Origin of the sequence: Streptomyces sp. NPDC050418 (genome assembly GCF_044458745.1) — a bacterium.
Classification (GTDB): domain Bacteria; phylum Actinomycetota; class Actinomycetes; order Streptomycetales; family Streptomycetaceae; genus Streptomyces.
Genome location: NZ_JBITIG010000006.1, coordinates 265423 through 291267, shown reverse-complemented (window position 1 = coordinate 291267; position 25845 = coordinate 265423). Strand labels below are relative to the sequence as shown.

The following is a 25845-nucleotide window of genomic DNA, read 5'->3' as shown; positions in this document are numbered from 1 at the left end:
TCCAGCGAAGGACATCCCCATGAGCAGCCCGCCGCCCCTGGCCGGAGGCGTCACCGGCCCCGACGGCCTGCGGCCGCTCCTCGCCGCCGTGCTCGGCGCGCTGGCCGAGGGGGCCGCGGCGCGGGGCGGTCCGCTGCCCGACGGCGGGCCCGAGGCCGTGGAGCTGCGGGTCGGCAAGGCGCTGGGCGCGGTCCTGCCGGAGCAGGGGCACGCGGCGGACGAGGCGCTGCGCACCGTCGTCGCCCTCATGGCGTCCGGTGCGGCCGACCCCGCCGACCCCCTGTGCGCGGCCCATCTGCACGCCCCGCCGCTCGCCCTCGCCGCGGCGGCCGACCTCGCGGCCTCCGCGCTCAACTCCTCCCTGGACTCCTGGGACCAGGCCCCGGCGGCCTCCGTCCTCGAAGGACTGGTGACACGGGCGCTCGCGGCAGAGGTGTACGGCGCCGACACGGAGGCATCCGAAGGGGCACCCGAAGCCGCCACCGCCGAAGCCCCCACTCCCGAAGCCCCCACCCCCGACGCCCTCACCACCACGGGCGGCACCGAGTCCAACCAGCTCGCCCTGCTCCTGGCCCGCGAACTGCTCGGCCCCGTCCAGGTGCTGGCGGGGGCCAACGCCCACCACTCCGTGCACCGCTCCGCCTGGCTGCTCGGTCTCCCCGAGCCCGTGACGGTCCCCGCCCCGGCCGGTCTCCTCGATCCCGCGGCCCTCGACGAGGCTTTCACCGAGCTGCCCGGACCGAAGCTGGTCGTCGCCACCGCGGGCACCACCGACGCGGGGCTCATCGACCCCCTGGACGAGATCGCCGCCCTGTGCGCCCGGCACGGCGCCCGGCTGCACGTCGACGCGGCGTACGGCGGTGGGCTGCTGTTCAGCCGTACGCACCGGGCGAAGCTGGCGGGCATCGAGCGCGCCGACACCGTCACCCTCGACCTGCACAAGCTCGGCTGGCAGCCGGTCGCCGCCGGGTTCTTCGCCGTCCGTACGGCGGACGACCTGCGGCCCCTCGCGTACCGGGCCGACTACCTCAACGCCGAGGACGACACCGAAGCCGGCCTCCCCGACCTCCTCGGCCGCTCCCTGCGCACCACCCGCCGCCCCGACATCCTCAAGACCGCGGTCACCTGGCGCGCCCTCGGCCGCGCGGGCCTCGGCGCGCTGGTCGACCAAGTCTGCGCGCTCGCCCTGGAGTTCGCCGACGTGATCGACGCGCATCCGGGCTTCGAGCTGTACGACCGCCCCGCCCTCAGCACCGTCCTGTTCCGGCCGCACGCCGCAGACGACGAGGCGCTCGCCCACGTACGCCGCACGCTCCTCACCGAAGGCCGCGCCGTCCTCGGCCGGGCCCGTCTCGACGGACGGCTCTGGCTCAAGGCCACCCTGCTCAATCCGCACACCTCACGCGGCGACCTCACCACGCTGCTGCACCTTGTGGAAGGACACACCCCCCGATGAACACCCCCGCCCCCGCCCCCGAAGAGCCCCAGGACCTGGTGGGCATCGGCATCGGGCCGTCCAATCTGTCGCTCGCCGCGCTCGCCCACCCGCTCACCGGGCTGCGCACCGCGTTCTTCGAGCAGCGCCCCGGCTTCACCTGGCACCCCGGGCTCCTCATCGAGGGCGCCACACTCCAAGTGCCCTTCCTCGCCGACCTGGTGACGCTCGCCGACCCCACCAGTACCTGGTCGTTCCTCAACTACCAGCGCGAGCAGTCCCGGCTCTTCCCGTTCTACTTCGCGGAGAAGTTCCACATCCAGCGCGCCGAGTACGACGCGTACTGCCGCTGGGTCGCCGGACAGCTGCCCGGGCTGCACTTCGGCCACCAGGTGGACGCGGTCCGCTGGAACCCCGAACGGGCCCTGTTCGAGGTCGACTTCACCCAGCTCGACACCGACGGCGAGGCGGAGGCCCTCGGCCGGACGTACGCGAAGAACGTTGCCCTCGGCGTCGGCACCGCACCATACGTGCCCGAGTCGCTCAGGCCGCTCGTCGAGGCCCCCGGTGTTCCCGTCCTGCACGCGGCCGACTACCTCGACCACCGCGAGACGCTCCTCGGCGCGGGCCACATCACCGTCATCGGCTCGGGCCAGTCCGGTGCGGAGATCTTCCTCGACCTGCTCAAGTCCCGGCCCCCGGGCGCCGAGCGGATCCACTGGCTGGCGCGCACCGAGGCCTTCGCGCCCATGGAGTACTCGAAGCTCGGCCTTGAGCACTTCACCCCGGACTACACGGGCTACTTCCACGCCCTGCCCGAGGCGGTACGCGACCGGCTCGTCCCCGCGCAGTGGCAGCTGCACAAGGGCATCGACGCCGACACGCTGGCCGCGATCCACGACGAGCTGTACCAGCGCACCCTGAACGGCGGCTGGCCGGACGCCACGCTCACGCCCGGGGTCGCGGTCCGTACCGCGGGGCGCGTCGCCACCACCAAGGTCGAGCTGCACCTCGAACACACCCAGCAGGGCACCCGCTCCCGTCTCACCACGGACGCCGTCGTCCTCGCGACCGGCTACCGGGAGCGGCCGCTCGACCGGCTGCTCGCGGGCCTCGACCCGTATCTGCGGCGCGACAGCAGCGAACGGCCGCGGATCGGCGAGGACCACCGGCTCGTCCTCGACCCGTCCGTCACCGGCTCCGTCTACGTGCAGAACGCCGAACGGCACACGCACGGCGTGGGCGCCCCCGACCTCGGCCTGATGGCGTGGCGCTCGGCCGGGATCCTCAACACCCTGACCGGCCGGGATCCCTACCCGCAGCCGCAGCGGACCGCGTTCACCACGTTCGGGCTCGTGGGCGAAGGGCCGGGCACGGGCGGCCGCGCGCCGGGGCAGCAGGGCACCCTCGTACCCCTGAAGGGCTGAGACGGACGGTGAGGGCCGGTTGACCCCGGCCCTCACCCGCAGTGCCTCAGAACACCGGCGTCCCCTCACGCGTCAGCCGCCAGCTCTCGCTCGCGAACGTCGCCGGGTCGACCGTCCCCTGGGCCTCGACCCACTGGATGATCGTGTTGCGGATTTCCTCCGAGTTCGCCCACAGCTGCTGAGCCTTCGGCACATGCGGGAAGTTGCCGCCACCGCTCGCGCGGTAGTTGTTCACGGCGAGCACGAACTGCGCCGCCGGGTCGACCGGCTTGCCCTCGAAGCTCAGCCCCGTGATGCGCGCACCGGCCGGCTTGGCGATGTCGACCTCGTAGGTGACGCCGTACACCGCGTCGTAGTTGTAGTCCGGGATGTTCTCGGCGTTCGTGAGCTTCGCCGGGTCCACCGGGGCGCCCGCCGCGGTCTGCACGTAATAGCGTGCCGAGAACTCCAGGTAGTCCTTGAGCTGCGCACCCGTGATCGCCCGCGCCTCCAGGGTGTTCTCGAACGGGTACAGGCCCGCCGCATCCTTGATCGTCACCTCGCCCGCCGGGATGCCGGCCGTCCGCGAGAAGCACGACGCCTGCGAGAGCACCGGGAGTGCGGCGTGCGCCCCGCCCGCGAGCGCCGCCTTCACCGTCTCGGCCTGCACATGGCTGATCAGGTCGATCAACGGCACGTCCTTGAACGGGCCTTCGGCCGTGGACATGGCCGTCGTCGACGTGCCGATGACCTGGTTGACGTACGCGACGACCTTCTCGTGCTCGTCCCCGAGCAGCTTCGTGATCTTGCCGTCCTCGGCGACCTCGTTGGAGTTGAGGACCTGCGCGGCGACCTTCTCGACCGTCCAGCGGCCCTTCGACCACACGAGGTCGAAGTCGAAGAGCGTGAGGCGCTGGCCCCACTTCAGCGGCTCCGAGAGGACGACCTCGTGGCCGGTCTCCTTGTTCGCGACCTTGTACTCGGGGATCTCGGTGTGCGCGTGGCCCACCAGGATCGCGTCGATGCCGGGCACCTGCTCGGCCACGAGCGCCGCCGCGTTCTCGACGTACGGCAACTGGTCACCGTACGAAGAGGTGCCCGAGGAACCGCTGTGCGCCGAGACGATCACGACGTCCGCGCCCATCGAGCGCAGCTTCGGCACCCACTTCGCGGCCTGCTCCTCCAGGCCCGGGAAGACCATCTTCCCCTGCACGTTGGCCTTGTCCCAGAGCGCGATGCCGGGGTTGGTCAGTCCGAGGACCGCCACCTTCACATCGCGGCCGTGCGGGGTGCGCAGCCGGTGCATGCTGTACGGCGCGAAAGCGGGCCGCAGGCTCTTCGCGTCGAGCGCGTTCGCCCCGAGCAGCGGGAAGTCGCACTGCTCCTCGAACTTCCGCAGCACCTCGATGCCGTAGTTGAACTCGTGGTTGCCGAGCGCCGCCGCGTCGTAGCCGATCGCGTTCATGGCCTGCGCCATCGGGTGCACCGGGCCGGACCGTGCGGTGATCGGGTCGACCTTGGCGTAGTAGTACGAGAGCTGGGTGCCCTGGATCGTGTCGCCCGCGTCGATCAGCAGGGTGTTGCGGCGGCCCTTGTCCTCGCGGACCCGGTTCACCAGCGTGGAGATCTTGGCGAGGCCGACATCGTTGTGCGCCTTGTCGTCGAACTCCTTGTCCGTGAAGTAGTCCCAGTTGAAGACGTTGCCGTGCAGGTCGGTGGTCCCCATCACCGTGAAGCTGTAGCGCTTGGGGCCACGGCCCTTGCCCGGCCTCGCCGCGGGCGCGGCCGCGGCTGAGGGTGCCACCGCACCCGTCACCAGCGCAGCACCCGTCACAGCCGACGCACCGACAAACGACCTTCTCCTGAGCGGCATTCCGCCCCCTCCATCACCGGGATCTCACTGAGCAACGCGCGTAGCAAAAATGCAACGCGCGTAGATTCTGCACCGGGAGACGGGGTCGGCAACACCCTTCAGCGGTTGCGATCCGATGACTGCCCGGGGTGGCGGACGGATGCGAGAGTGGCCACGAGCCACGTGGCACGCACGGACGGACCGAAGGAGCCCGCCATGGACCATCTCGCCGAACCCGACGGGGCAGCCGTCCCGTACGGCACCCCCGGCGCACCCCGCCTCGCGGTCACCGGCGAGGCGCGGCTCGAAGTCGACCCGGAGATCGCCCGGATCCATGTGACGGTGAACTCGCGCGACCGCGACCGCCGTAAGGCGCTCGACGACCTCACGCGGCGCAATGCCCAGGTGCTCGACCTCGTGAAGTCCTACGCGGAAGCTGTCGAACAGCTTCAGACGGGTTCCCTCTCCCTGCGCCCCCAGTTCGGCTCGAAGGGCCGCGGCGAGAACGTCCGCTCGTACCACGGACATGTCCTGATCACCGCGGTCCTGGGCGATTTCACCGCACTCGGCGAGCTCGTCACCCGCCTCGCCGACCTCGACCTCACCTCGGTCGACGGCCCGTGGTGGGAGCTGCGCCCCGACTCGCCGGTGCATGGCGAGGCGCGCAACCAGGCCGTACGCGAGGCCGTGCAGCGGGCCCGCGCGTACGCGGCCGCGCTCGACACCCGGCTCGCCGCCCTGGTCGAACTCGCGGACATCGGTGCCGAAGAACCCCGCCCGCAGGGCATGCCCGGCCTGATGCGTGCCCGGTCCGCGGCGTACGGCGGTGAGATGGCCGAGGACGCCGCCGCACCGCTCGATCTCGAACCGCGGCGCCAGACCGTCTACGCCAGGGTCAATGCCCGCTTCACCATGCATCCGCCGCAGCTCTGACCGGCCCGTGCGACGAGGACCGGTCAACAACTGAACGCGATGCTGCACAATCGAGCAGTCAAAAGCCTTTATCCGTACGGGAAATGCTCATCGGAGCGCGACGGCGCACAATTCAACACTTGTCAATAACCTTTCACGCAAAGGTTGTTGAGTAGTCATGCCCAGCCAATTCTCTACCCGCCGGTAAGCCCTAGGCTCGAAGCATGCGCCGAGCGAAGATCGTTTGTACCCTGGGGCCCGCCACCGACTCGTACGACCAGATCAAGGCACTGGTCGAAGCCGGAATGGACGTGGCCCGCTTCAACCTCAGCCACGGCACCTACGCCGAACACGAGGAGCGCTACCAGCGCGTGCGGAAGGCCTCCGAGGAGACCGGCCGCAGTGTCGGCGTCCTCGCCGACCTTCAAGGCCCGAAGATCCGCCTCGGCCGCTTCAGCGAAGGCCCCGTCCTGCTGGAACGGGACGACGAGTTCACCATCACCGTCGAGGAGGGCGTCGAGGGCGACCGCCAGACCTGCGGCACCACCTACGGCGGCCTCGCCTCCGACGTCACCGCCGGCGAGCGCATCCTCGTCGACGACGGCAAGGTGAGCCTGGAGGTCGTGGCGGTCGACGGGCCCCGCGTCCGTACCCGCGTCGTCGAGGGCGGCATGGTCTCCGACCACAAGGGGCTCAACCTCCCCGGTGTCGCCGTCTCCGTGCCCGCGCTCTCCGAGAAGGACCAGGAGGACCTGCGCTGGGCGCTGCGCACCGGCGCCGACGTCATCGCGCTGTCCTTCGTGCGCAGCGGCCGCGACATCGAGGACGTGCACCGCATCATGCGCGAGGAGGGCCGCCGCCTCCCCGTGATCGCCAAGGTCGAGAAGCCGCAGGCCGTCGAGAACATCGACGACATCGTCGCGGCCTTCGACGGCATCATGGTCGCCCGCGGCGACCTCGGCGTCGAGATGCCCCTCGAACAGGTGCCGATCGTCCAGAAGCGGGCCATCAAGCTGGCCAAGCGCAATGCGAAGCCGGTCATCGTCGCCACGCAGATGCTGGACTCGATGATCGACAACTCCCGCCCGACGCGCGCGGAGGCGAGCGACGTGGCGAACGCGGTGATCGACGGCACCGACGCGGTGATGCTCTCCGGCGAGACCAGCGTCGGCAAGTACCCGGTCGAGACGGTCCGCACCATGGGCCGCATCGTCGAGGCCGCCGAGGAGGACATCCTCGCCAAGGGCCTGCCGCCGCTGACCGAGCGCAACAAGCCCCGGACGCAGGGTGGTGCGGTGGCCCGCGCCGCCGCCGAGATGGGCGACTTCCTGGGCGCCAAGTACCTGGTCGCCTTCACGCAGTCCGGCGACACGGTCCGCCGCCTCTCGCGCTACCGCTCGCCGATCCCGCTCCTGGCCTTCACGCCGGACGCCGCCACGCGCTCCCAGCTCAACCTGACGTGGGGTGTCGAGACCTTCCTCGGTCCCGAGGTGGACTCCACGGACGCGATGGTGGCCCAGGTCGACGAGCTGCTGCTCAAGTACGGGCACTGCCGCCGCGGCGACGTCGTGGTGATCACGGCGGGCTCCCCGCCCGGGGTCCCCGGTTCGACGAACCTGGTCCGGGTCCACCACATCGGGGAGGACGACACCCCGGCCGGGTGACGCCCCCGCGGGGTGATGCCCAGGCCGGGTAACACGCGGCGTGACCACCATCACACCCCCGTCTAAGCGTTCGCTCAGTCATCCTGGTAGGACGGTGCACACGGCACGTACCGCCGTGAGCGCAGTCCGAACCAGAAGTGGAGCCAGACCCCATGGGCGAGAGCAACAACGTCCCACGCGGCGGAGCCGCAGATGTCCCACGCGGCGGAGCCGCAGATGTCACGTTCCCGCAGGAAGTCGTCGACGAGTACGCGGCGCTCGGCGTGGACCTGCCCGCCCTGTTCTCGGCCGGCGACCTCGGCACCCGGATGGGCGTCGAGATCAAGGAGGCCGCGGCCGACCGCGTCGTGGGCACCATGCCGGTCGAGGGCAACACCCAGCCCTACGGTCTGCTGCACGGCGGCGCCTCGGCCGTGCTCGCCGAGACCCTCGGCTCGGTCGGCTCGATGCTGCACGGCGGGACGCGGAAGATCGCCGTCGGTGTCGACCTGAACTGCACGCACCACCGCGGGGTGCGCTCGGGTCTTGTCACCGGTGTGGCGACGCCGGTCCACCGGGGGCGCTCCACGGCCACGTACGAGATCGTCATCACCGACGAGCAGGACCGCCGTGTGTGCACCGCGCGCCTGACCTGTCTGCTGCGCGACGTGAACCCGAGCGACGAGGCGCGCCTGCAGGGCTGACGGTCAACTCGGGTAAAGGGCACCCCACTTGATGCGGGGTGCCCTTTTGTGTGCGCGCAACTCCCGCTAGCGTCCCGTGACATGAGGCCCGCCGCCCCACGTCGCGCCCTCCTCGCCCTCGCGGCCGCCTGTGCCATCGCGGCGCCCCTGGCGGGGTGTTCGGGCACGGATGACGACCGGTCCGGACCCGGCCCGTCGCCGCGCAAGAGCTCCGATACGGAAATCTGTGTCGCTCTCGTCGGCTACTGGTCGAAAGAGGTCTTTCTCGAACGGCCCACCTCAGGCCGGGACTTCATGCAGAAAGGCCTCTCCAACGGACAGAACGAGATTCTTCTCGCGGCGGTCGAGGCAGCACAGAAAGAGCGCAAAAGGTCCGATACGGATGCGGCCTTGAAGGTCCTCGACGAGCGCGTGGCCGAGGGGTGCGAGAAGCGGTACAAGGGCGGCAAGCCGACCGAGGGGATCTGGCGCGAGCCCTCCCCTTCCCCGTCCGCCAGGCGGTAACCCTGAGTAATCATCGCGGGGATCCCGAATACATTCCGTTCCCATCGGCCGAAGATCCCGGGCTTTTCCGGAATCAGTTATTCGGGCCAAATGATTCCCCGGGCATGTCAGGAGCAAGAGGCCCTCAAGCCCCTTAGCGGAACTGCCACTTCTCACAATGTGGGCAGATCCCGGCAGGTCAGGAAGTCCGATTGGCCCGCCCTGTTCCGCCCGAAATCAAACGCGCATAACAAGAGAGTCACATCTGCTCTTCGGCTGTCCCCAGGCCCGTCACCTGCGCTTAGAGTCACGGCCAGTCACCGCGCCGCCGGGCGCGAACTGAAGAGCACGGCCTTGTACCACCACCAGTACGGCCCGGCGATCAGTACGGCCCCCTCATGTCGAGGACGGGCCGGCGCCAGGGAAAGGACCCATCGTGCGTAACCGCTCCTTGCTCATACTTACTTCGGTTCTCACCACCGGAGCTCTCACCCTCACCGCCTGTGGTTCGCGCGACGAAGGCAAGGGCGGCGGGGACGGCGACAAGACCACGGTCGTCATCGGCGTCGACTCGCCTACTTCGGGTGACCTGTCCGCCCTCGGCCTCGGCATCAAGAACTCCGCCGATCTTGCCGCGAAGACGGCGAACAAGAAGAACTACGTCGAAGGCATCGAGTTCAAGATCGAGGCCAAGGACGACCAGGCGCAGCCGAACATCGGCCAGCAGAACGCCGCCGAATTCATCGGCATGGACGACGTCGTCGGCGTCGTCGGCCCGCTGAACTCCAGCGTCTCGCAGTCGATGCAGAAGCCGTTCAACGACGCCGGCCTCACCCAGGTCTCCCCGGCCAACACCGGTACCGAGCTGACCCAGGGCGACGGCTGGAAGACCGGCAAGAGCGAGCGTCAGTTCAAGACGTTCTTCCGCACCGCGACCACGGACGAGATCCAGGGCGCCTTCGCCGCGAACTACCTGTACAACACGGCGAAGATCAAGAACGTCTACCTGATCGACGACCAGAAGACCTACGGCGCCGGCCTCGCCGCGTCGTTCAAGGACACGTACACCAGCCTCGGCGGCAAGATCGTGGGCAGCGACCACGTCAACCCCGAGGACCGTGACTTCAACGCCGTCGTCACCCAGGTCAAGAAGACCGGCGCCGACGCCGTCTACTACGGCGGTGAGTACCCGGCCGCCGGTCCGCTGAGCCAGCAGCTCAAGGACGCCGGCAACAAGATCCCGCTCATGGGCGGTGACGGCATCTACAGCGCCGACTTCATCAAGCTGAACAAGAAGGCCGAGGGCGACCTCGCGACCTCCGTCGGCAAGCCCGTCGAGCAGCTCGACTCCGCCAAGCAGTTCATCTCGGACTACAAGGCGGCCGGCTACAAGGACGCCTACGAGGCCTACGGCGGCTCCACCTACGACGCCACCTGGGCGATCATCGAGGCCGTCAAGATCGCGGTCGAGGACAACGACGGCAAGCTGCCCGAGGACGCCCGCGCCAAGGTCCTCGAGGCCATGTCCAAGGTCAAGTTCTCCGGCGTCACCGGTGACATCTCGTTCGACGAGTTCGGCGACACCACCAACACGATGATGACCGCCTACCAGGTCGAGGGTGGCAACTGGGCCGCGAAGCACAGCGAGGCCGTCAAGCCGAAGTCCTGATCCGGTACTCCCCATCTCATTGACCCAGACCGCGCGGGGGCGCTACCAGCGCTCCCGCGCGGTGCCATATCCGAACCACTCCACGGAGGCCTTGCGGTGAACGAACTGCCGCAGCAGCTGGCCAATGGACTCATCCTCGGCGCGATGTACGGTCTCATCGCTGTCGGCTACACGATGGTCTACGGCATTGTCCAGCTCATCAACTTCGCCCACGGCGAGATATTCATGATCGGGGGCTTCGGCGCCCTCACGATCCACCTCTGGCTCCCCGACGCCCCGCTGCTCGCGCTCATCCCCCTGATGATCGTCTTCGCGGTGGTCTGCTCGGTGGCCGTCGGCGCCGCCGCCGAACGTTTCGCCTACCGGCCCCTGAGAGGCGCACCACGGCTCGCGCCCCTCATCACCGCAATCGGCCTCTCCCTGGTACTCCAGCAAGCCATCTGGAAGTGGTACCCGGACGCCACGAAGGACCAGCCCTTCCCGCAGTTCGAGGGTGACCCCATCTCCTTCCTCGGCGCCGACATCAAGCTGAACTCCCTGTTCATCCTGATCGCCGCCCCCATCTGCATGATCGGCCTCGGCTACTTCGTGAACCGGACCCGCGCCGGCCGCGGTATGCAGGCCACGGCGCAGGACCCCGACACCGCGAAGCTGATGGGTGTCAACACCGACCGCATCATCGTGATGGCCTTCGCCATCGGTGCCGCGTTCGCCGCTGTCGCCGCCGTCGGCTACGGCCTCCACCAGGGCCAGGTCGGCTACCTCATGGGCCTCATCATGGGCCTCAAGGCGTTCACCGCGGCCGTGCTCGGCGGCATCGGCAACATCTACGGCGCCATGCTCGGCGGCATCGTCCTCGGCCTCGCCGAAGCCCTTGCCACCGGCTACATGGCCGAAGTCCCCGGCATGGAACTCTTCGGCGGCGGCGCCTGGAAGGACGTCTGGGCCTTCGTGCTCCTGATCGTCGTCCTCCTCGTCCGGCCGCAGGGTCTGCTCGGCGAACGCGTCGCGGACAGGGCGTGAGAATCATGGCAACCATCACCAAGAACACCGCGCCCGACGCCGCCACGGCGACCCCGGTCGTCAAGCTCCCCGTCAAGGCCGCGCGGATCGCCACCGTCGCCGGATCGGCGATCGCGCTCGCCGGTACCTTCCTCGCGTGGACCTGGAAGTCCGAGTTCCCCGGTGACCTCACCGTCACCGGCTACCCGGCCGGACTGCAGATCCTCGTCCTCATCAGCGCCGCCCTCACCCTGCTCTTCGCCCTGTCGGGCGCGGGCATCCGGGGTCTTCGCTGGATCACCCCGGGCGGTCCCAACGCGGCCGCCCGGCTCACCGCTCTCGGCACCCTCGGCACCATCGGCTACACGATGGGCGCCATCGCCGCCGAGCTCGGCGGACTCGTCAACCTCGAACCCGGTGCCTGGGTCACCGGCATCGGCGCGCTCATCGCGGCCGTCGGCGCCCTCGCCCTGCCGTTCGACGTGCCCTACCCGGCCGACGAACCCGACACCGGCGCATGGGCGCGGTTCCGGCACAGCCTCACCGCCCCGCCCGCGCCGAAGGCCGGGTCACTGCCCTCCTGGGCCGAGATCCTGATCATCATCGCGGGCTTCGCGCTCGCCCTGATCGTCTTCACCTACGGCATCGGCACCGACGGCGCGGAGCCCTTCATCGGCTTCCTCATCACGGTCGGCTTCGGCTTCACCGCCGCCAACCGCGCCGGGCTCGTCAGCCGCCTCACCGCGCTGACGCACAAGCACCGCAACATCGCGCTGACCGCCGCGTTCGCCGCAGCGTTCTGCTTCCCCTTCACACAGGACAGCGACTACTTCGCGCTCATCGGGACCAACATCCTGATCTTCGCGACCGTCGCCCTCGGCCTCAACGTCGTCGTCGGCCTCGCCGGCCTCCTCGACCTCGGTTACGTGGCCTTCCTCGGCGTCGGCGCCTACACCGCGGCCCTCGTGTCCGGCACCAGCTCCTCCGTGTTCGGCGTGCAGTTCCCCTTCTGGGCCGCCGTCCTCACCGGTGCCGCCGCCTCGCTGGTCTTCGGTGTGGTCATCGGTGCCCCGACGCTGCGTCTGCGCGGCGACTATCTCGCCATCGTCACGCTCGGCTTCGGTGAGATCTTCCGCATCACGGTGAACAACCTCAACGGCAAGGCCGGACCCGACCTGACGAACGGCGCCCAGGGCATCACCCAGATCCCCGACGTGCAGATCTTCGGCTGGGACCTCGGACAGCCCCTGAACCTCTTCGGGTTCGAACTCGGCAGGAACGCCAACTACTTCCTGCTCATGCTGTTCTTCACGGCCATCGTCGTCCTGGTCTTCCGGCGCTCCGGCGAGTCCCGTATCGGACGTGCCTGGGTCGCCATCCGCGAGGACGAGACCGCCGCCACCGCCATGGGCATCAACGGCTTCCGCGTGAAGCTGATCGCCTTCGCCCTCGGCGCGACCCTCGCCGGTCTGGCCGGCACGGTGCAGGCCCACGTCTCGTACTCCGTGACACCGGACTCGTACAAGTTCGCCTCCACCGCACCGCCGAACTCGGCGTTCCTGCTCGCCGCCGTCATCCTCGGCGGCATGGGAACGGTCAGCGGCCCGCTCATCGGTGGCGCACTGCTCTTCCTCATCCCGGCCAAGCTCAGCTTCATGGAGAACTACCAGCTGCTCGCCTTCGGCCTCGCCCTGATCGTCCTCATGCGCTTCCGCCCCGAGGGCATCATCGCGGACCGCCGCAAGCAGCTCGAGTTCCACGAGACGGGCCAACTCGACGTACCGGAACAACGATTGCCCGAAGGCGGCGTCGGCGCCACGAAGGCAGGGGCGTGACCACATGACCAGCAACGGATCCAGCGCCGTTCTCGACGCAAGCGGCGTCACCATGCGCTTCGGCGGCCTCACCGCCGTCCGCGGCGTGGACCTCACCGTCAACAGCGGCGAGATCGTCGGTCTCATCGGCCCGAACGGTGCCGGCAAGACCACCTTCTTCAACTGCCTCACGGGCCTGTACATCCCGACCGAGGGCAAGGTCACCTACAAGGGCACCGTCCTGCCGCCCAAGCCGCACCTCGTCACCCAGGCAGGCGTCGCCCGTACCTTCCAGAACATCCGGCTCTTCGCCAACATGACGGTCCTCGAGAACGTCCTCGTCGGCCGGCACACCCGGACCAAGGAAGGTCTCTTCTCCGCGCTCGTCCGGGGCCCCGGCTTCAAGAAGGCGGAGAAGGAGTCCAAGGAACGGGCCATGGAACTCCTGGAGTTCACCGGCCTGGCGAAGAAAGCGGACCACCTCTCCCGCAACCTGCCCTACGGCGAGCAGCGCAAGCTGGAGATCGCCCGCGCCCTCGCCTCCGAGCCCGGCCTGCTGCTCCTCGACGAGCCCACGGCCGGTATGAACCCGCAGGAGACGCGGGCCGCGGAAGAGCTCATCTTCGCCATCCGCGAGATGGGCACCGCCGTGCTCGTCATCGAGCACGACATGCGGTTCATCTTCAACCTCTGCGACCGCGTCGCCTGTCTCGTCCAGGGGGAGAAGCTCGTCGAGGGCACCCCCGAGGTCGTGCAGAGCGACGAACGTGTCGTCGCCGCCTACCTCGGCACCCCCTTCGAAGGCGCCCCCGGTGCCGAGGAGCTCGCCGAGGTCGAGGCCGCGGAGGCAGCAGCACCCAGCACCGACTCCCGCTCGGAGGACGACCAGTGACCGCACTGCTCGAGGTCGAGGACCTCAAGGTCGCGTACGGCAAGATCGAAGCCGTCAAGGGCATCTCCTTCAGCGTCGAGGCCGGTCAGGTCGTCACCCTCATCGGCACCAACGGTGCGGGCAAGACGACCACGCTGCGCACGCTGTCCGGTCTGCTCAAGCCGCTCTCCGGCAGCATCACCTTCGACGGGAAGCCGCTGCGGAAGTACCGCGCGGACCAGATCGTGGCGCTGGGCCTGGCCCACTCGCCCGAAGGCCGGCACATCTTTCCCCGGATGACCATCGAGGACAACCTCCGCCTCGGCGCGTATCTGCGCGACGACAAGGAGGGCATCCTCAAGGACATCCAGGCCGCCTACGATCTCTTCCCGATCCTCGGCGAGCGCCGCAAGCAGGCCGCCGGCACCCTGTCCGGCGGTGAGCAGCAGATGCTCGCGATGGGCCGCGCGATGATGTCGCAGCCCAAGCTCCTCATGCTCGACGAGCCCTCCATGGGTCTGTCGCCGATCATGATGCAGAAGATCATGGAGACGATCACCGAGCTGAAGTCCCGCGGCACGACGATCCTTCTCGTCGAGCAGAACGCCCAGGCGGCGCTCTCGCTCGCCGACCAGGGTCACGTCATGGAGATCGGCAAGATCGTCCTGTCGGGCTCCGGCCAGGACCTCCTGCACGACGAGTCGGTCCGCAAGGCGTACCTCGGCGAGGACTGATCCTCCGACGCTCCGGCGTTCCGACGCGAAAGGGCCCGTTTCCCCGTACGTACGGGGAAACGGGCCCTTTCCGTGAGCTACTGGGCGGCCTCGCCCTTGGCGGCCTTCTTCTCCTCGGAGTCCTCGATCACGGCCTCCGCCACCTGCTGCATCGACAGACGCCGGTCCATCGACGTCTTCTGGATCCAGCGGAACGCGGCCGGCTCGCTCAGCCCGTACTCCGTCTGCAGAATGCTCTTCGCGCGGTCGACCAGCTTGCGGGTCTCCAGGCGCTGCGTGAGGTCGGCGACCTCCTGCTCCAGCGTCTTCAGCTCGGTGTACCGCGAGACCGCCATCTCGATCGCCGGTACGACGTCGCCCTTGCTGAAGGGCTTCACCAGATACGCCATCGCCCCGGCGTCCCGCGCCCGCTCGACGAGATCGCGCTGCGAGAACGCGGTGAGCATCAGGACGGGCGCGATGGACTCCTCCGTGATCTTCTCCGCCGCGGAGATGCCGTCGAGCTTCGGCATCTTCACATCGAGGATGACGAGGTCGGGACGGTGCTCGCGCGCCAGCTCGATGGCCTGCTCACCATCTCCCGCCTCACCGACGACGGTGTAGCCCTCCTCCTCGAGCATCTCCTTGAGGTCGAGCCGGATCAGCGCCTCGTCCTCGGCGATGACGACGCGCGTCGTGAGGGGCGGAACGTGCGACTTGTCGTCGTCGGCGACGGGCTGGGGCTCGGGGGCGGTCACTTCTGGCTCCTTGTGGCGGGGCAGGAACTGCTTCCCATGAGCCTACCCAGCTGCGGTAAGGTGGGTGAGCGGCGGGTCGAGGTAAACCTTTGATTCGCAGGAGCTCCGGTAGCCCAATCGGCAGAGGCGATGGTCTCAAACACCATTCAGTGTGGGTTCAAATCCCACCCGGAGCACTTTTCCTTCGATTCGAAGGTCTGGCCCGATCGGGCTGTTCCGCAGGCCGACCGGGCCACTGCTTCCGCCGTTTCCGGCTCTGTCCGCTGCCGCTACTTCGCCTCCAGCCGAACGACGACCGCCTTGCTCACCGGCGTATTGCTCGTGTCGGCCGTCGAGTCCAGCGGCACCAGCACATTCGTCTCCGGGTAGTACGCGGCCGCGCAGCCGCGTGCCGTCGGATAGTGCACCACCCGGAAGCCGGGCGCCCGTCGCTCCGACCCGTCACGCCACTCGCTGACCAGGTCCACGTACGCACCGTCCGCGAGACCTCCGAGCGCGGCCGCGTCCTCGGGGTTCACGAGCACGACGCGCCGCCCGTTCCTGATGCCCCGGTAGCGGTCGTCGAGACCGTAGATCGTGGTGTTGTACTGGTCGTGCGAGCGCAGGGTCTGCAGCAGGAGCCGTCCTGCGGGCAGTTCGGGGTGCTCGACGGGTGCGGCCGTGAAGTTGGCCTTGCCGGTCGCCGTCGGGAAGCGGCGCTCGTCGCGCGGGGCGTGCGGCAGCGTGAAGCCGCCGGGGTGGGCCACCCGCGCGTTGAAGTCCTCGAAGCCGGGGATCACCGCGGCGATACGGTCCCGGATGGTCGCGTAGTCCTTCTGGAACTCCTCCCACGGCGTACGGGAGCCCTCGCCCAGGACACGGCGGGCGAGCCGGGCCACGATGGCCGGCTCGGAGAGCAGATGCGGGCTCGCCGGGTCGAGGCGCCCGCGCGAGGCGTGCACCATGCCCATCGAGTCCTCGACGGTCACGAACTGCTCGCCGCTGCCGTGCAGGTCCTTCTCGGTCCGCCCGAGCGTCGGCAGGATCAGCGCGCGGGCGCCGGTCACCGCGTGCGAGCGGTTCAGCTTCGTCGACACGTGCACGGTCAGCCGCGCGCGCCGCATCGCGGCCTCCGTGACCTCCGTGTCGGGACTGGCCGACACGAAGTTTCCGCCCATCGCGAAGAACACCTTCGCCTCGCCGTCGCGCAGCGCGCGGATGGCCCGTACGACATCGAGGCCGTGGTGGCGCGGCGGGGCGAAGCCGAACTCGCGCTCCAAGGCGTCGAGGAACTCGGCCGCGGGCCGCTCGAAGATCCCCATCGTGCGGTCGCCCTGCACGTTCGAGTGACCGCGCACCGGGCAGACGCCCGCGCCCGGGCGGCCGATGTTGCCGCGGAGCAGCAGGAAGTTGACGACCTCGCGGATCGTGGGCACGGCGTGCTTGTGCTGCGTCAGGCCCATCGCCCAGCACACGATGGTGCGCTCCGACGCGAGCACCATGCGCAGCGCCTCGTCGATCTCCTCGCGGCGCAGGCCCGTGGCGGTCAGCGTCTCGTCCCAGTCCGCTTCGCGCGCGGCGGCCGCGAACTCCTCGTATCCATGGGTGTGTTCGTCGATGAACGCCTGGTCGACGGCGCCTTCCGTCTCCAGGATCAGTTTGTTGAGGAGGCGGAACAGGGCCTGGTCGCCGCCGAGCCGGATCTGCAGGAAGAGATCGGTCAGCGCGGTGCCCTTGAGCATGCCCTGCGGGGTCTGCGGGTTCTTGAACCGCTCCATGCCCGCCTCGGGCAGCGGATTGACCGTGATGATCTTCGCGCCGCCCGCCTTGGCCTTTTCCAGGGCGGAGAGCATGCGCGGGTGGTTCGTGCCCGGGTTCTGCCCGGCCACGATGATCAGGTCCGCCTTGTAGAGGTCCTCCAGGAGGACGCTGCCCTTGCCGATCCCGATCGTCTCGACCAGCGCGGAGCCGGACGACTCATGGCACATGTTGGAGCAGTCCGGCAGGTTGTTGGTGCCGAACTCGCGGGCGAAGAGCTGGTAGAGGAAGGCGGCCTCGTTGCTGGTGCGCCCGGACGTGTAGAAGACCGCCTCGTCGGGGGAGGCGAGGGCCTTCAGCTCCTCGGCGACGATGTCGAAGGCCCGCTCCCAGGTGACGGCCTCGTAGCGGTCCGCGCCCTCGGGCAGATACATGGGCTGGGTGAGCCGGCCCTGCTGGCCCAGCCAGTAGCCGCTGCGGTGGGCGAGGTCGCTCACGGGGTGCGCGACGAAGAAGTCCGGCGTCACCCGCCGCAGGGTCGCCTCCTCGGCGACGGCCTTCGCCCCGTTCTCGCAGAACTCGGCCTTGTGCCGGTGCTCGGGCTCGGGCCAGGCGCAGCCCGGGCAGTCGAAGCCGTCCTTCTGGTTCACGCGCAGCAGGGTCAGCGCGGTGCGCTTCACACCCATCTGCTGCTGCGCCATCCGCAGCGTGTGCCCGATGGCGGGCAGCCCGGCGGCCGCGTGCTGCGGCGCCGCCACCTCGGGTGCGTCCTGAATGGGATCGCCGGCGGGGGGCTTGCCTGCCATGGCCGTTCTCCTTCGAGCGGGCTCTTCTGCGGGGGTGTTCCGATCCTGCCACGCGTGGGTGGCGTGGCTCACGCCCGGGAAGGGGCGATCCGGCCGCGGCCATCGATCCGGGAGCGGACCGGACTGTCAGTGGGGCGTGGGAGGATCGGACACGTGGCAGAGAAGACAGCGAACAAGTCGAAGAACCAGTCCCGACCGCGCCTGATGCTCATGGACGGGCACTCGCTCGCCTACCGGGCGTTCTTCGCGCTGCCCGCGGAGAACTTCACGACGGCGACCGGCCAGCCCACCAACGCGATCTACGGCTTCGCGTCCATGCTGGCGAACACCCTGCGCGATGAGCAGCCCACCCACTTCGCGGTGGCCTTCGACGTCTCGCGCAAGACGTGGCGGTCCGCCGAGTTCCCGGAGTACAAGGCGAACCGGTCGAAGACCCCGGACGAGTTCAAGGGCCAGGTCGAGCTCATCGGCGAGCTCCTCGACACGATGAACGCGGACCGTTTCGCCGTCGACGGCTTCGAGGCCGACGACATCATCGCCACCCTCGCCACGCAGGCCGAGGCCGCCGGCTTCGAGGTCCTGATCGTCACGGGCGACCGCGACTCGTTCCAGCTGGTCACCGAGAACATCACGGTGCTGTACCCCACCAAGGGCGTCTCCGAGCTCACCCGCTTCACGCCGGAGAAGATCGAGGAGAAGTACGGGGTCCACCCCTCCATCTATCCGGACGTGGCGGCGATCCGCGGCGACTCCTCGGACAACCTGCCGGGCGTCCCGGGCTTCGGCGAGAAGACCGCCGTGAAGTGGATCAACAAGTTCGGCTCCTTCGACGCCCTCCTGGAGAACGCGGACAACATCACCGGCAAGGGCGGCGAGAACTTCCGGGCGCACATCGACTCGGTGCGGCTCAACCGCCGCCTCACCGAGATGGTCCGCGACGTCGAACTGCCCAAGGCCCCCACGGACCTTGAGCGCCGGCCGTACGACCGCAAGGCGCTCGCGATGGTCCTCGACACCCTGGAGATCCGTAATCCCTCGCTGCGCGAGCGGCTGCTCGCCGTCGACCCGGGCTCCGAGGAGGCCGAGGAGGCCCCGGCCGAGCCCGGCGTCGAGATCGACGGTCAGGTCCTCGCCACCGGCGAGCTGAAGCCCTGGCTCGATGAGCACGGCACGCAGCTCCTCGGCCTGGCGAGCGTCGACTCCTGGGAGCTCGGCACCGGCTCGGTCGCCGAGGTCGCCCTCGCCGCCGCCGACGGCGCGGCCGCCTGGTTCGACCCGTCGCAGCTCGACGAGGCGGACGAGAAGGCCTTCGCGAAGTGGCTCGCCGACGGCAAGCGGCACAAGGTGCTGCACAACGCGAAGAACGTGCTGCGGGTCTTCGCCGAGCACGGCTGGGCCGTCGAGGGCATCACGATGGACAGCGCACTCGCCGCGTACCTCGTGAAGCCCGGCCGCCGCTCCTTCGCCCTCGACGCGCTCTCCCTCGAATACCTGGGCCGCGAGCTCGCCCCCGCGTCCGCCGCCGAGGGCCAGTTGGCGTTCGGCGCGGACGACAGCGCCGAGGCCGACGCCCTGATGCACCAGGCCCGTACGATCCTCGACCTCGGCGAGGCCTTCGGGGAGAAGCTCAAGGAGGTGGGCGCCACCGAGCTCCTCACCGATGTCGAGCTGCCCACCTCGCTGCTCCTTGCCCGGATGGAGCGCTTCGGCATCGCCGCCGACCGGCCCCATCTCGAGGCGATGGAGCAGCAGTTCGCCGGAGCCGTGCAGCAGGCGGTGAAGGAGGCGCACGCCGCCGCGGGCCACGAGTTCAACCTCGGCTCGCCCAAGCAGCTCCAGGAAGTCCTCTTCGCCGAGCTGGGCCTGCCCAAGACGAAGAAGACCAAGACCGGTTACACGACGGACGCGGACGCGCTCGCGTGGCTTGCGACCCAGACCGACAACGAAGTGCCGGTCATCATGCTCCGCCACCGCGAGCAGGCGAAGCTGCGCGTCACCGTCGAGGGCCTGATCAAGACGATCGCCGCCGACGGCCGCATCCACACCACGTTCAGCCAGACCGTCGCCGCCACGGGCCGGCTCTCCTCCACGGAGCCGAACCTGCAGAACGTGCCGGTCCGCACCGACGAGGGCCGTGCGATCCGCCGCGGCTTCGTCGTCGGCGAGGGCTTCGAGTCCCTGATGACGGCCGACTACAGCCAGATCGAGCTGCGCGTCATGGCCCACCTCTCGGAGGACGAGGGCCTCATCGAGGCCTTCACCTCCGGCGAGGACCTGCACACCACCGTCGCCTCCCAGGTCTTCTCCGTCGAGAAGTCCGCGGTCGACGCGGAGATGCGCCGCAAGATCAAGGCCATGTCGTACGGCCTGGCGTACGGTCTGTCGGCCTTCGGCCTGTCGCAGCAGCTGAACATCGAGGCGGGCGAGGCCCGCGGTCTGATGGACACGTACTTCGAGCGCTTCGGCGGCGTACGCGACTATCTGCGCCGCGTCGTCGACGAGGCCCGCGCCACGGGCTACACGGCCACGATGCTCGGCCGCCGCCGCTATCTTCCGGACCTCAACAGCGACAACCGCCAGCGCCGCGAGGCCGCCGAGCGCATGGCGCTCAACGCGCCGATCCAGGGCACGGCCGCCGACATCGTCAAGATCGCGATGCTCAATGTGGACAAGGCGCTCCAGGCGGAGCACCTCACGTCCCGGCTGCTCCTCCAGGTCCACGACGAAGTCGTGCTGGAGATCGCCCCGGGGGAGCGCGAGCAGGTCGAGGAGCTGGTCCGCCGCGAGATGGCCTCGGCGGTGAGCCTGCGCGCCCCGCTGGACGTCTCGGTGGGCGTGGGCACGGACTGGGAGTCGGCCGCACACTGAGCCACGGCTTTTCGACGGGCCCGGGGCGGTTGCGCCGGGCCCGTCGCCGTACCCGAACGGCCCTCACTCAGACGGACCCCGACCCCGGGCCGTCCCGTGGGGGCGGCGGCATCGTGGCGGTCATGGATCTTCACATACGGACGCGGCGTGCTGTCGTACGCCACGGCATACGACGGCGGCACAGCGCGGTGCGGCACTGGCGGCCCGCGGTCGCGGCGGCCGTCGCCTCCGCGCTGATCGCGCCGATATCCGCGGTCTCCGCGGAGGCCGCCGTGCGGCGGGGCGCGCCGGTCGCCCCCCTCGCACCCGCCTGCCGCTCCCCGCGTGACCCCGGACTCGCCGCCCGGATGTCCAAGGACATCCGGGCGGCGTTGTCGTCCCGGGAGGGCACGGTGTCCGTGGCCGTGCACGACGACGACAGCGATCTGTGGTGTGCGCTCGACGCCGGGCGGCAGTACGACGCGGCGAGCGTCGCCAAGGTGCTGATCATGGAGACCGTGCTGTGGCGGGCCGAGCAACTGCGGCGCAAGCTCACCCAGTTCGAGGCGCGGCGCGTCCCGCCGATGATCCAGGTCTCCGACAACGCCGCGGCCGGGCAGCTGTGGCAGGACCTCGCGCCCTGGCGGGTCGAGCAGTTCCTGGCCAAGGCGAAGGCCGCGTCCACCACCCCCGGACCGGGCCGCCTGTGGGGCCTGACCCGGACCACCGCCGTCGACCAGATGCGGCTGCTCGGCGTACTGACCCAGGCCCGCTCCTTCCTGCGCTCGCGTGCCTACGGGCTCAAGCAGCTGGCACAGGTCCGCAAGGACCAGCGCTGGGGCGTCACGGCGGGCATGGCCAACGGGGTCAGTGCCCACATCAAGAACGGCTGGCTGCCGAGGGCCACGCACGGGTGGCGTGTGCACAGCATCGGCGCGTTCAAGGGCGACGGCCGGACCTACCGCATCGTCGTGCTCAGTCACGACAACCCGACGATGGCGTACGGCGTACGGACCATCGAGCGGGTCGCCCACGCCGTGCACCGCGCGCTCAACAAGGGGCGCTCGGCCGGGCAGGGCTACACGCCCGAGAGCGAGATCAGCGAGCAGCCGGACGGGTCGGTTCCGGATGATGCGCCGGAGGCTCCGCCGCAGGACCCGGACCGCCCCGGCCCGTCAGCACCCTGACCGCCAGCGCGTAGCCGAGCAGTCCGAGCAGCAGCCCCGCCCCGGCGCCGAAGCAGAGCGTCGGGATGATCTCCCAGGGCTTGCGCGGGCTGCCGCCCACCTCCCGCAGCCACCCGGCCGTGCGATGGGCCGCCCCGAGCAGCACGCAGCCACCGATGAAGACGCCCGCGGCGATCCGGGCACGTACGGTCAGACGCGGCACGTCGGCGTCCGCACCCGTGACCTTGACGCGCCGCAGCGCGGAGGCCGCGAACCAGGTCACGCCGATCAGCGCCAGCGCCGAACCCCCGTACTGCAGATACCAGTAGAGCGGTGAACCGGCGATCTGCTCGCCGAGCACCGGGAACAGCCGCATGCCCCACCGGTCGAGATGGGTGAACGCGTCCCACACCGTGTGCGAGGCCGCCCCGAGCACCGCCGAGACGTAGAAGCCCAACAGCAGCGCGGCGCGTGGCCGTTCACGCCACGCACGGCCGCGGACCAGTCCGAGCACACGGCCGCGCCAGGCCGCGGGCAGCAGCGCGATCACCGGTTCGCGCAGCAGCAGCCACGCGCCCACGAGCAGCGCCGTGATCACGACGTCCGCCGTCAGCACCCCGGGCAGCGAGTGTGTCACCGCGCCGAATCCCATCGCGCCGGGCAGCACACTCTCCGCGAAGTATGTGAGATCCGGTGCGAACGAGCCCGCGACCAGCACCGAGGGAAGCAGCGCCGCGCGCCCGGTCCCGTCCCTGCGCACCAGCGGAAGTACGGCGGCGGCATGGCTGAGCGTGAACGGCAACAGAGCTCCAAGGGGGCGGCGCGAGGTGCGGTGAGGACAGGTGTACGGGGCCATCGTCCGCTGAGCGCGACCCCGTTCACCGCAGGAACGGAAATTCCGCATGAACACAGCTGTCGATCCGCCAACAAAACGGACAGGAACCGGTTTCTGCGGAAGGGAACTTGTCGTAGTGTCGCCTGCGTTGGCGCGTGGGGAGTACGCGCCGGGTGGGACACGGGAGGGGAACCGTCGGGATGCGAGCACTCTTCGGGAAGCGGATGCGCAGGACGACGGCGGCGGCCGCGGTGGCGGCGGCGGCCTTCGCGGCGCTTTCTGCTTCGCAGGCGCCCGGGGTGACGGATGCGCCGTCCGGCGGGCGTCAGACCACGGAGACGGCCGACGTACCGGACACCGCGGGCGGCGACGACTCGTACTTCACGGACATCCCGCTTTCGCCGCCGGACCTGAACGACCCGGACGCGCCCACCAACAGCGGCATCCCCAAGACGGTCCTCGACGCCTACATGAAGGCCGAGACGGCGCTGCGCGGCGACAACCCCGGCTGCAACCTGCCCTGGCAGCTGCTCGCGGCCATCGGCCAGGTCGAGTCCGGCCACGCCCGTGGCGGCAAGGTGGACGCCAACGGCACCACCAGCTCGCCGATCCTCGGACCTCCGCTGAACGGCGAGGGCTTCGCCAAGATCACCGACACCGACGGCGGCGCCTACGACGGCGACACCACGCACGACCGCGCGGTGGGCCCGATGCAGTTCATCCCGTCGACCTGGGAGACCTGGAGCCAGGACGGCAACGGGGACGGCAAGAAGGACCCCAACAACGTCTACGACGCGGCGCTCGCGGCCGGCAAGTACCTCTGCGCCAACAACCGCGACCTGTCCAAGGCCAAGGACCTGCGGCAGGCGATCCTCAGCTACAACCGCTCCACCGACTACCTCAACCTCGTGCTGAAGTGGATGGAGACGTTCAAGAAGGGCGGCGTGGACACGCTGCCGGACGGTACGGGTCCCATGCCGGACAACCGCAACGACGACACCACCCCGGACCCGGACCCCGACACCGACGGGGGCAACGGCGGTACGGGCAACCCCGGCGGCGGCAAGCCCGGCGGCGGCGCCACCGACCCGGGCGACAAGCCCGACCCCAAGCCCGACCCCGACCCCGATCCGGAGGACCCGGACGACCCCGCCCCCGTCACCGAGCTGGCCAAGGCCGGTGCCGCCTCCTTCACGGCCACCGAGGGCAGCGCGTTCGCGGACACCCCCACCGTCAAGGCCGCCACGGCCTCCGGTGCGGGCGTCGGCAAGGTCCTCGTGCGCTTCACGATCGTCGGTGACACCGACGCGTCCTTCGGCGGCAGCAAGTCGGCCGAGGTCAGGACCGGCGCCGACGGCCAGGCGAGCGCGCCCGCGCTCCAAGCGGGCGAGAAGACCGGCGAGTTCACCATCCGGGCCACCACCACGGCCGGCAGCCGCGTCCTCACCACGGACTTCTCGGCGACCGTCACCGCACGCCAGGCCGACGCCCTCACCAGCGCCACGGCCACGCTGACCGGTGCGCCGGGCGCGGCGTTCACGGAGACCGCCGAGGTGAAGGCCACGCTCGGCGGCGCGGCCGCCCCCGGCGTCAAGCTCACCGCCACCATGGTCAAGAACGACGCGGGCGACCCGAACGACGCGGGTCCGTACTTCAAGGACGCCGACGGCAAGGCGATCCGCACCCTCACGCTCACGACCGGCGCGGACGGCACGGTGAAGCTCCCGGCGATCTACGCGGACGACACCGCGGGCACGTACAAGCTGAGGCTGCTCGCCCCCGGCGGCGGCAAGCTCGACGTCGAGCTGAAGGTCGCGCCCGCCGAGTCGCCGTCGCCGAGCCCGGACCCGACGCCTTGACCGGCCCTCTCCCGTAGACGCCACACAACTTCACATCCGTCACCGCACCGCCCCTGGACCGAAAGCCGGATCAGGGGCGGTGCGACGTGTTCTCATCTCGCCCCCGCGTTGCTACGGTGCCCCAGCCCTGACGCCGTATCAGATTCTGGAGGGGGCCGGAAAAATGCGCGCTCTGATAGCCGCGGGGATCGGTCTCGCCGTTGCGCTCGCCCTGGTCCTCACCATCTCGTCGATGGAGGCACCGCCCGGCAAGACCTCGCCGAAGCCTCTGCTGACCACGATCCCCAAGCACCCGTAGGGAGGGCCGACGCGATGCGCCGCAAGGCCAGTCTCATCCTGCTCGGCTTCGCCGTGTTCTTCGCGGCGCTCTCGCCGCTGCTGCGTTTCTACGCTTTTCCCCGGCTGGCGAAGGTGCCCGCGAACCAGTACCAGACGATGGTCCTGGAGGCGAAGGGTGCCAGCGTCATGGACATGGCCGAGGGGGGAGTGAAGAAGACCGATCTCTCGATCGTGCAGACCCTCCGGGGCAACGTGGAGGAGTCCGAGAAGATCGAGGAGTCGGCGGGCCGTGACGTCGTGGTCTGGGACGGGCTGTCCTACGCCCAGGACTCCGACGGCAAGATGGTCACGATGATCCCGGAGCGCTACATCTTCGACGCCCACTCCGCCGAACCGCTGCACGCCACGGGCGAGATGGCCGACAAGCAGCCGGTCAAGCGCGAGGGCCTCGAGTTCAAGTGGCCGTTCCTCACGGAGAAGCGGGACTACAAGTACTTCGACGCCCGCAGCCGCACCACCAACACCATCTTCTTCAAGGGCGAGCAGAAGTTCCGCGGCCTCGACGTCTACTACTTCGAGCAGACCATCGACTGGATGAAGGTCGACTTCCCCAGCACGATGCCCGGCGGCTACAAGATCTCCAAGGAGCAGCTCAAGGCCTCGAAGACGGAGATGTGGTACACGACCGTCCGCAAGTTCTGGGTCGATCCCACGACCGGCGCGCCCGTGTACGGCGAGGAGATCCACAAGGAGGAGATGCGCGGCGGGACGCTCGTCGAGGGGCTCGCGCCCGGCAAGGACAAGCTCACCGTCTTCGACGGCCATGTGAAGATGCGCGAGGACTTCATCGAGTCCACGGTGGACCTGGTCAAATCCAACCGGGTCCTCGTCCTCCTGATGACCTCGTACCTCCCGTGGGGTTTCCTGATCCTCGGCGCCCTGCTGCTCTCGCTCTCCCTGTGGCTGGAGGCCCGCAGCCGCCGCCCCGGGGACGATCCCGAGGGGTCAGGGGAGCGCACACCGGAACCCGAACCCGCCGGGGTCTGACCGGCCC

Annotated in this window: 20 protein-coding genes and 1 tRNA gene; 17 read left to right on the top strand and 4 right to left on the bottom strand. The window is 69.6% G+C overall.

The annotated features are described in order from the left end of the window. Nucleotides 1–19: 19 nt before the first annotated feature. Together ACIBI4_RS16620 and ACIBI4_RS16615 are read left to right on the top strand one after the other, a co-directional pair. Nucleotides 20–1456 (top strand): pyridoxal phosphate-dependent decarboxylase family protein, encoded by a 1437-nt coding sequence (locus ACIBI4_RS16620; RefSeq protein ID WP_399204601.1) that lies wholly within the window; start codon nucleotides 20–22, stop codon nucleotides 1454–1456. After that, nucleotides 1453–2862 (top strand): lysine N(6)-hydroxylase/L-ornithine N(5)-oxygenase family protein, encoded by a 1410-nt coding sequence (locus ACIBI4_RS16615; RefSeq protein WP_399204600.1) that lies wholly within the window; start codon nucleotides 1453–1455, stop codon nucleotides 2860–2862. The genes ACIBI4_RS16620 and ACIBI4_RS16615 overlap by 4 nt, the downstream gene beginning before the upstream one ends. 46 nt (nucleotides 2863–2908) lie before the next feature. On the opposite strand, the gene ACIBI4_RS16610 is transcribed toward ACIBI4_RS16615, so the two are convergent. After that, entirely contained in the window at nucleotides 2909–4714 is a 1806-nt protein-coding gene (locus tag ACIBI4_RS16610; protein ID WP_399204599.1) for a bifunctional metallophosphatase/5'-nucleotidase, read from the bottom strand. Between the two features lie 195 nt (nucleotides 4715–4909). Between ACIBI4_RS16610 and ACIBI4_RS16605 the strand changes: the two genes are divergently transcribed. The 9 genes from ACIBI4_RS16605 (at nucleotide 4910) to ACIBI4_RS16565 (ending at nucleotide 14525) form a co-directional block, all read left to right on the top strand. Further along, entirely contained in the window at nucleotides 4910–5626 is a 717-nt protein-coding gene (locus ACIBI4_RS16605) for an SIMPL domain-containing protein (protein ID WP_399204598.1), read from the top strand. Between the two features lie 203 nt (nucleotides 5627–5829). Further along, a complete protein-coding gene (gene pyk, locus ACIBI4_RS16600) occupies nucleotides 5830–7269 on the top strand; it encodes a pyruvate kinase (RefSeq protein ID WP_399204597.1) in 1440 nt (479 codons plus the stop codon). A gap of 152 nt (nucleotides 7270–7421) precedes the next feature. Next, nucleotides 7422–7952 carry a PaaI family thioesterase gene (locus ACIBI4_RS16595; protein WP_399204596.1) on the top strand — a complete coding sequence of 177 codons (531 nt, stop codon included), beginning with the start codon at nucleotides 7422–7424 and terminating at the stop codon, nucleotides 7950–7952. Between the two features lie 81 nt (nucleotides 7953–8033). Further along, nucleotides 8034–8456: a hypothetical protein gene (locus tag ACIBI4_RS16590; protein ID WP_399204595.1), complete on the top strand. Its 423-nt coding sequence runs from the start codon at nucleotides 8034–8036 to the stop codon at nucleotides 8454–8456. Nucleotides 8457–8886: 430 nt separating this feature from the next. Next, nucleotides 8887–10104, top strand: a complete 1218-nt coding sequence (locus ACIBI4_RS16585) for a branched-chain amino acid ABC transporter substrate-binding protein (protein WP_399204594.1) — start codon at nucleotides 8887–8889, stop codon at nucleotides 10102–10104. A gap of 96 nt (nucleotides 10105–10200) precedes the next feature. Further along, nucleotides 10201–11127, top strand: coding sequence for a branched-chain amino acid ABC transporter permease (locus ACIBI4_RS16580; RefSeq protein ID WP_399204593.1), 927 nt, complete (start codon nucleotides 10201–10203; stop codon nucleotides 11125–11127). Nucleotides 11128–11132: 5 nt separating this feature from the next. After that, complete coding sequence (locus tag ACIBI4_RS16575) at nucleotides 11133–12941, top strand: branched-chain amino acid ABC transporter permease (RefSeq protein WP_399204592.1); 1809 nt, start codon at nucleotides 11133–11135, stop codon at nucleotides 12939–12941. A gap of 4 nt (nucleotides 12942–12945) precedes the next feature. Continuing rightward, nucleotides 12946–13812 carry an ABC transporter ATP-binding protein gene (locus tag ACIBI4_RS16570; RefSeq protein WP_399204591.1) on the top strand — a complete coding sequence of 289 codons (867 nt, stop codon included), beginning with the start codon at nucleotides 12946–12948 and terminating at the stop codon, nucleotides 13810–13812. Continuing rightward, a complete protein-coding gene (locus ACIBI4_RS16565; RefSeq protein ID WP_399204590.1) occupies nucleotides 13809–14525 on the top strand; it encodes an ABC transporter ATP-binding protein in 717 nt (238 codons plus the stop codon). Before ACIBI4_RS16570 ends, ACIBI4_RS16565 begins: the two co-directional genes overlap by 4 nt. Before the next feature lie 77 nt (nucleotides 14526–14602). Here ACIBI4_RS16565 and ACIBI4_RS16560 read toward each other — a convergent pair whose 3' ends face one another. After that, nucleotides 14603–15262 carry an ANTAR domain-containing response regulator gene (locus tag ACIBI4_RS16560; protein WP_399204589.1) on the bottom strand — a complete coding sequence of 220 codons (660 nt, stop codon included), beginning with the start codon at nucleotides 15260–15262 and terminating at the stop codon, nucleotides 14603–14605. A gap of 102 nt (nucleotides 15263–15364) precedes the next feature. On the opposite strand from ACIBI4_RS16560, the gene ACIBI4_RS16555 reads away from it, so the two are divergent. Beyond that, nucleotides 15365–15438 (top strand) — tRNA-Leu (locus ACIBI4_RS16555). Between the two features lie 93 nt (nucleotides 15439–15531). On the opposite strand, the gene ACIBI4_RS16550 is transcribed toward ACIBI4_RS16555, so the two are convergent. Next, nucleotides 15532–17805: an FdhF/YdeP family oxidoreductase gene (locus ACIBI4_RS16550; RefSeq protein ID WP_399204588.1), complete on the bottom strand. Its 2274-nt coding sequence runs from the start codon at nucleotides 17803–17805 to the stop codon at nucleotides 15532–15534. 204 nt (nucleotides 17806–18009) lie between these two features. Between ACIBI4_RS16550 and polA the strand changes: the two genes are divergently transcribed. Together polA and ACIBI4_RS16540 are read left to right on the top strand one after the other, a co-directional pair. Beyond that, nucleotides 18010–20673 carry a DNA polymerase I gene (gene polA, locus ACIBI4_RS16545; RefSeq protein WP_399204823.1) on the top strand — a complete coding sequence of 888 codons (2664 nt, stop codon included), beginning with the start codon at nucleotides 18010–18012 and terminating at the stop codon, nucleotides 20671–20673. A gap of 122 nt (nucleotides 20674–20795) precedes the next feature. After that, entirely contained in the window at nucleotides 20796–21839 is a 1044-nt protein-coding gene (locus ACIBI4_RS16540) for a serine hydrolase (protein ID WP_399204587.1), read from the top strand. On the opposite strand, the gene ACIBI4_RS16535 is transcribed toward ACIBI4_RS16540, so the two are convergent. Beyond that, nucleotides 21751–22620 carry a DUF4184 family protein gene (locus tag ACIBI4_RS16535; RefSeq protein WP_399204586.1) on the bottom strand — a complete coding sequence of 290 codons (870 nt, stop codon included), beginning with the start codon at nucleotides 22618–22620 and terminating at the stop codon, nucleotides 21751–21753. The two genes, ACIBI4_RS16540 and ACIBI4_RS16535, sit on opposite strands and share 89 nt — an antisense overlap. A gap of 233 nt (nucleotides 22621–22853) precedes the next feature. Here ACIBI4_RS16535 and ACIBI4_RS16530 point away from each other — a divergent pair, with 233 nt between their 5' ends. The 3 genes from ACIBI4_RS16530 (at nucleotide 22854) to ACIBI4_RS16520 (ending at nucleotide 25838) form a co-directional block, all read left to right on the top strand. Then, nucleotides 22854–24512, top strand: coding sequence for a lytic murein transglycosylase (locus ACIBI4_RS16530; protein WP_399204585.1), 1659 nt, complete (start codon nucleotides 22854–22856; stop codon nucleotides 24510–24512). 163 nt (nucleotides 24513–24675) lie between these two features. After that, nucleotides 24676–24810, top strand: a complete 135-nt coding sequence (locus tag ACIBI4_RS16525; RefSeq protein WP_399204584.1) for an SPW_0924 family protein — start codon at nucleotides 24676–24678, stop codon at nucleotides 24808–24810. Between the two features lie 14 nt (nucleotides 24811–24824). Continuing rightward, nucleotides 24825–25838: a DUF3068 domain-containing protein gene (locus ACIBI4_RS16520; protein WP_399204583.1), complete on the top strand. Its 1014-nt coding sequence runs from the start codon at nucleotides 24825–24827 to the stop codon at nucleotides 25836–25838. Nucleotides 25839–25845: the final 7 nt, after the last annotated feature.

Excerpts from the sequence above, each read along its gene's own strand:
- ACIBI4_RS16620 (WP_399204601.1), top strand. The coding sequence starts at position 20 with ATGAGCAGCCCGCCGCCCCTGGCCGGAGGCGTCACCGGCCCCGACGGC.
- ACIBI4_RS16615 (WP_399204600.1), top strand. The coding sequence starts at position 1,453 with ATGAACACCCCCGCCCCCGCCCCCGAAGAGCCCCAGGACCTGGTGGGC.
- ACIBI4_RS16610 (WP_399204599.1), bottom strand. The coding sequence starts at position 4,714 with ATGCCGCTCAGGAGAAGGTCGTTTGTCGGTGCGTCGGCTGTGACGGGT.
- ACIBI4_RS16605 (WP_399204598.1), top strand. The coding sequence starts at position 4,910 with ATGGACCATCTCGCCGAACCCGACGGGGCAGCCGTCCCGTACGGCACC.
- pyk (WP_399204597.1), top strand. The coding sequence starts at position 5,830 with ATGCGCCGAGCGAAGATCGTTTGTACCCTGGGGCCCGCCACCGACTCG.
- ACIBI4_RS16595 (WP_399204596.1), top strand. The coding sequence starts at position 7,422 with ATGGGCGAGAGCAACAACGTCCCACGCGGCGGAGCCGCAGATGTCCCA.
- ACIBI4_RS16590 (WP_399204595.1), top strand. The coding sequence starts at position 8,034 with ATGAGGCCCGCCGCCCCACGTCGCGCCCTCCTCGCCCTCGCGGCCGCC.
- ACIBI4_RS16575 (WP_399204592.1), top strand. The coding sequence starts at position 11,133 with ATGGCAACCATCACCAAGAACACCGCGCCCGACGCCGCCACGGCGACC.
- ACIBI4_RS16570 (WP_399204591.1), top strand. The coding sequence starts at position 12,946 with ATGACCAGCAACGGATCCAGCGCCGTTCTCGACGCAAGCGGCGTCACC.
- ACIBI4_RS16550 (WP_399204588.1), bottom strand. The coding sequence starts at position 17,805 with ATGGCAGGCAAGCCCCCCGCCGGCGATCCCATTCAGGACGCACCCGAG.
- polA (WP_399204823.1), top strand. The coding sequence starts at position 18,010 with ATGCTCATGGACGGGCACTCGCTCGCCTACCGGGCGTTCTTCGCGCTG.
- ACIBI4_RS16540 (WP_399204587.1), top strand. The coding sequence starts at position 20,796 with ATGGATCTTCACATACGGACGCGGCGTGCTGTCGTACGCCACGGCATA.
- ACIBI4_RS16530 (WP_399204585.1), top strand. The coding sequence starts at position 22,854 with ATGCGAGCACTCTTCGGGAAGCGGATGCGCAGGACGACGGCGGCGGCC.
- ACIBI4_RS16525 (WP_399204584.1), top strand. The coding sequence starts at position 24,676 with ATGCGCGCTCTGATAGCCGCGGGGATCGGTCTCGCCGTTGCGCTCGCC.
- ACIBI4_RS16520 (WP_399204583.1), top strand. The coding sequence starts at position 24,825 with ATGCGCCGCAAGGCCAGTCTCATCCTGCTCGGCTTCGCCGTGTTCTTC.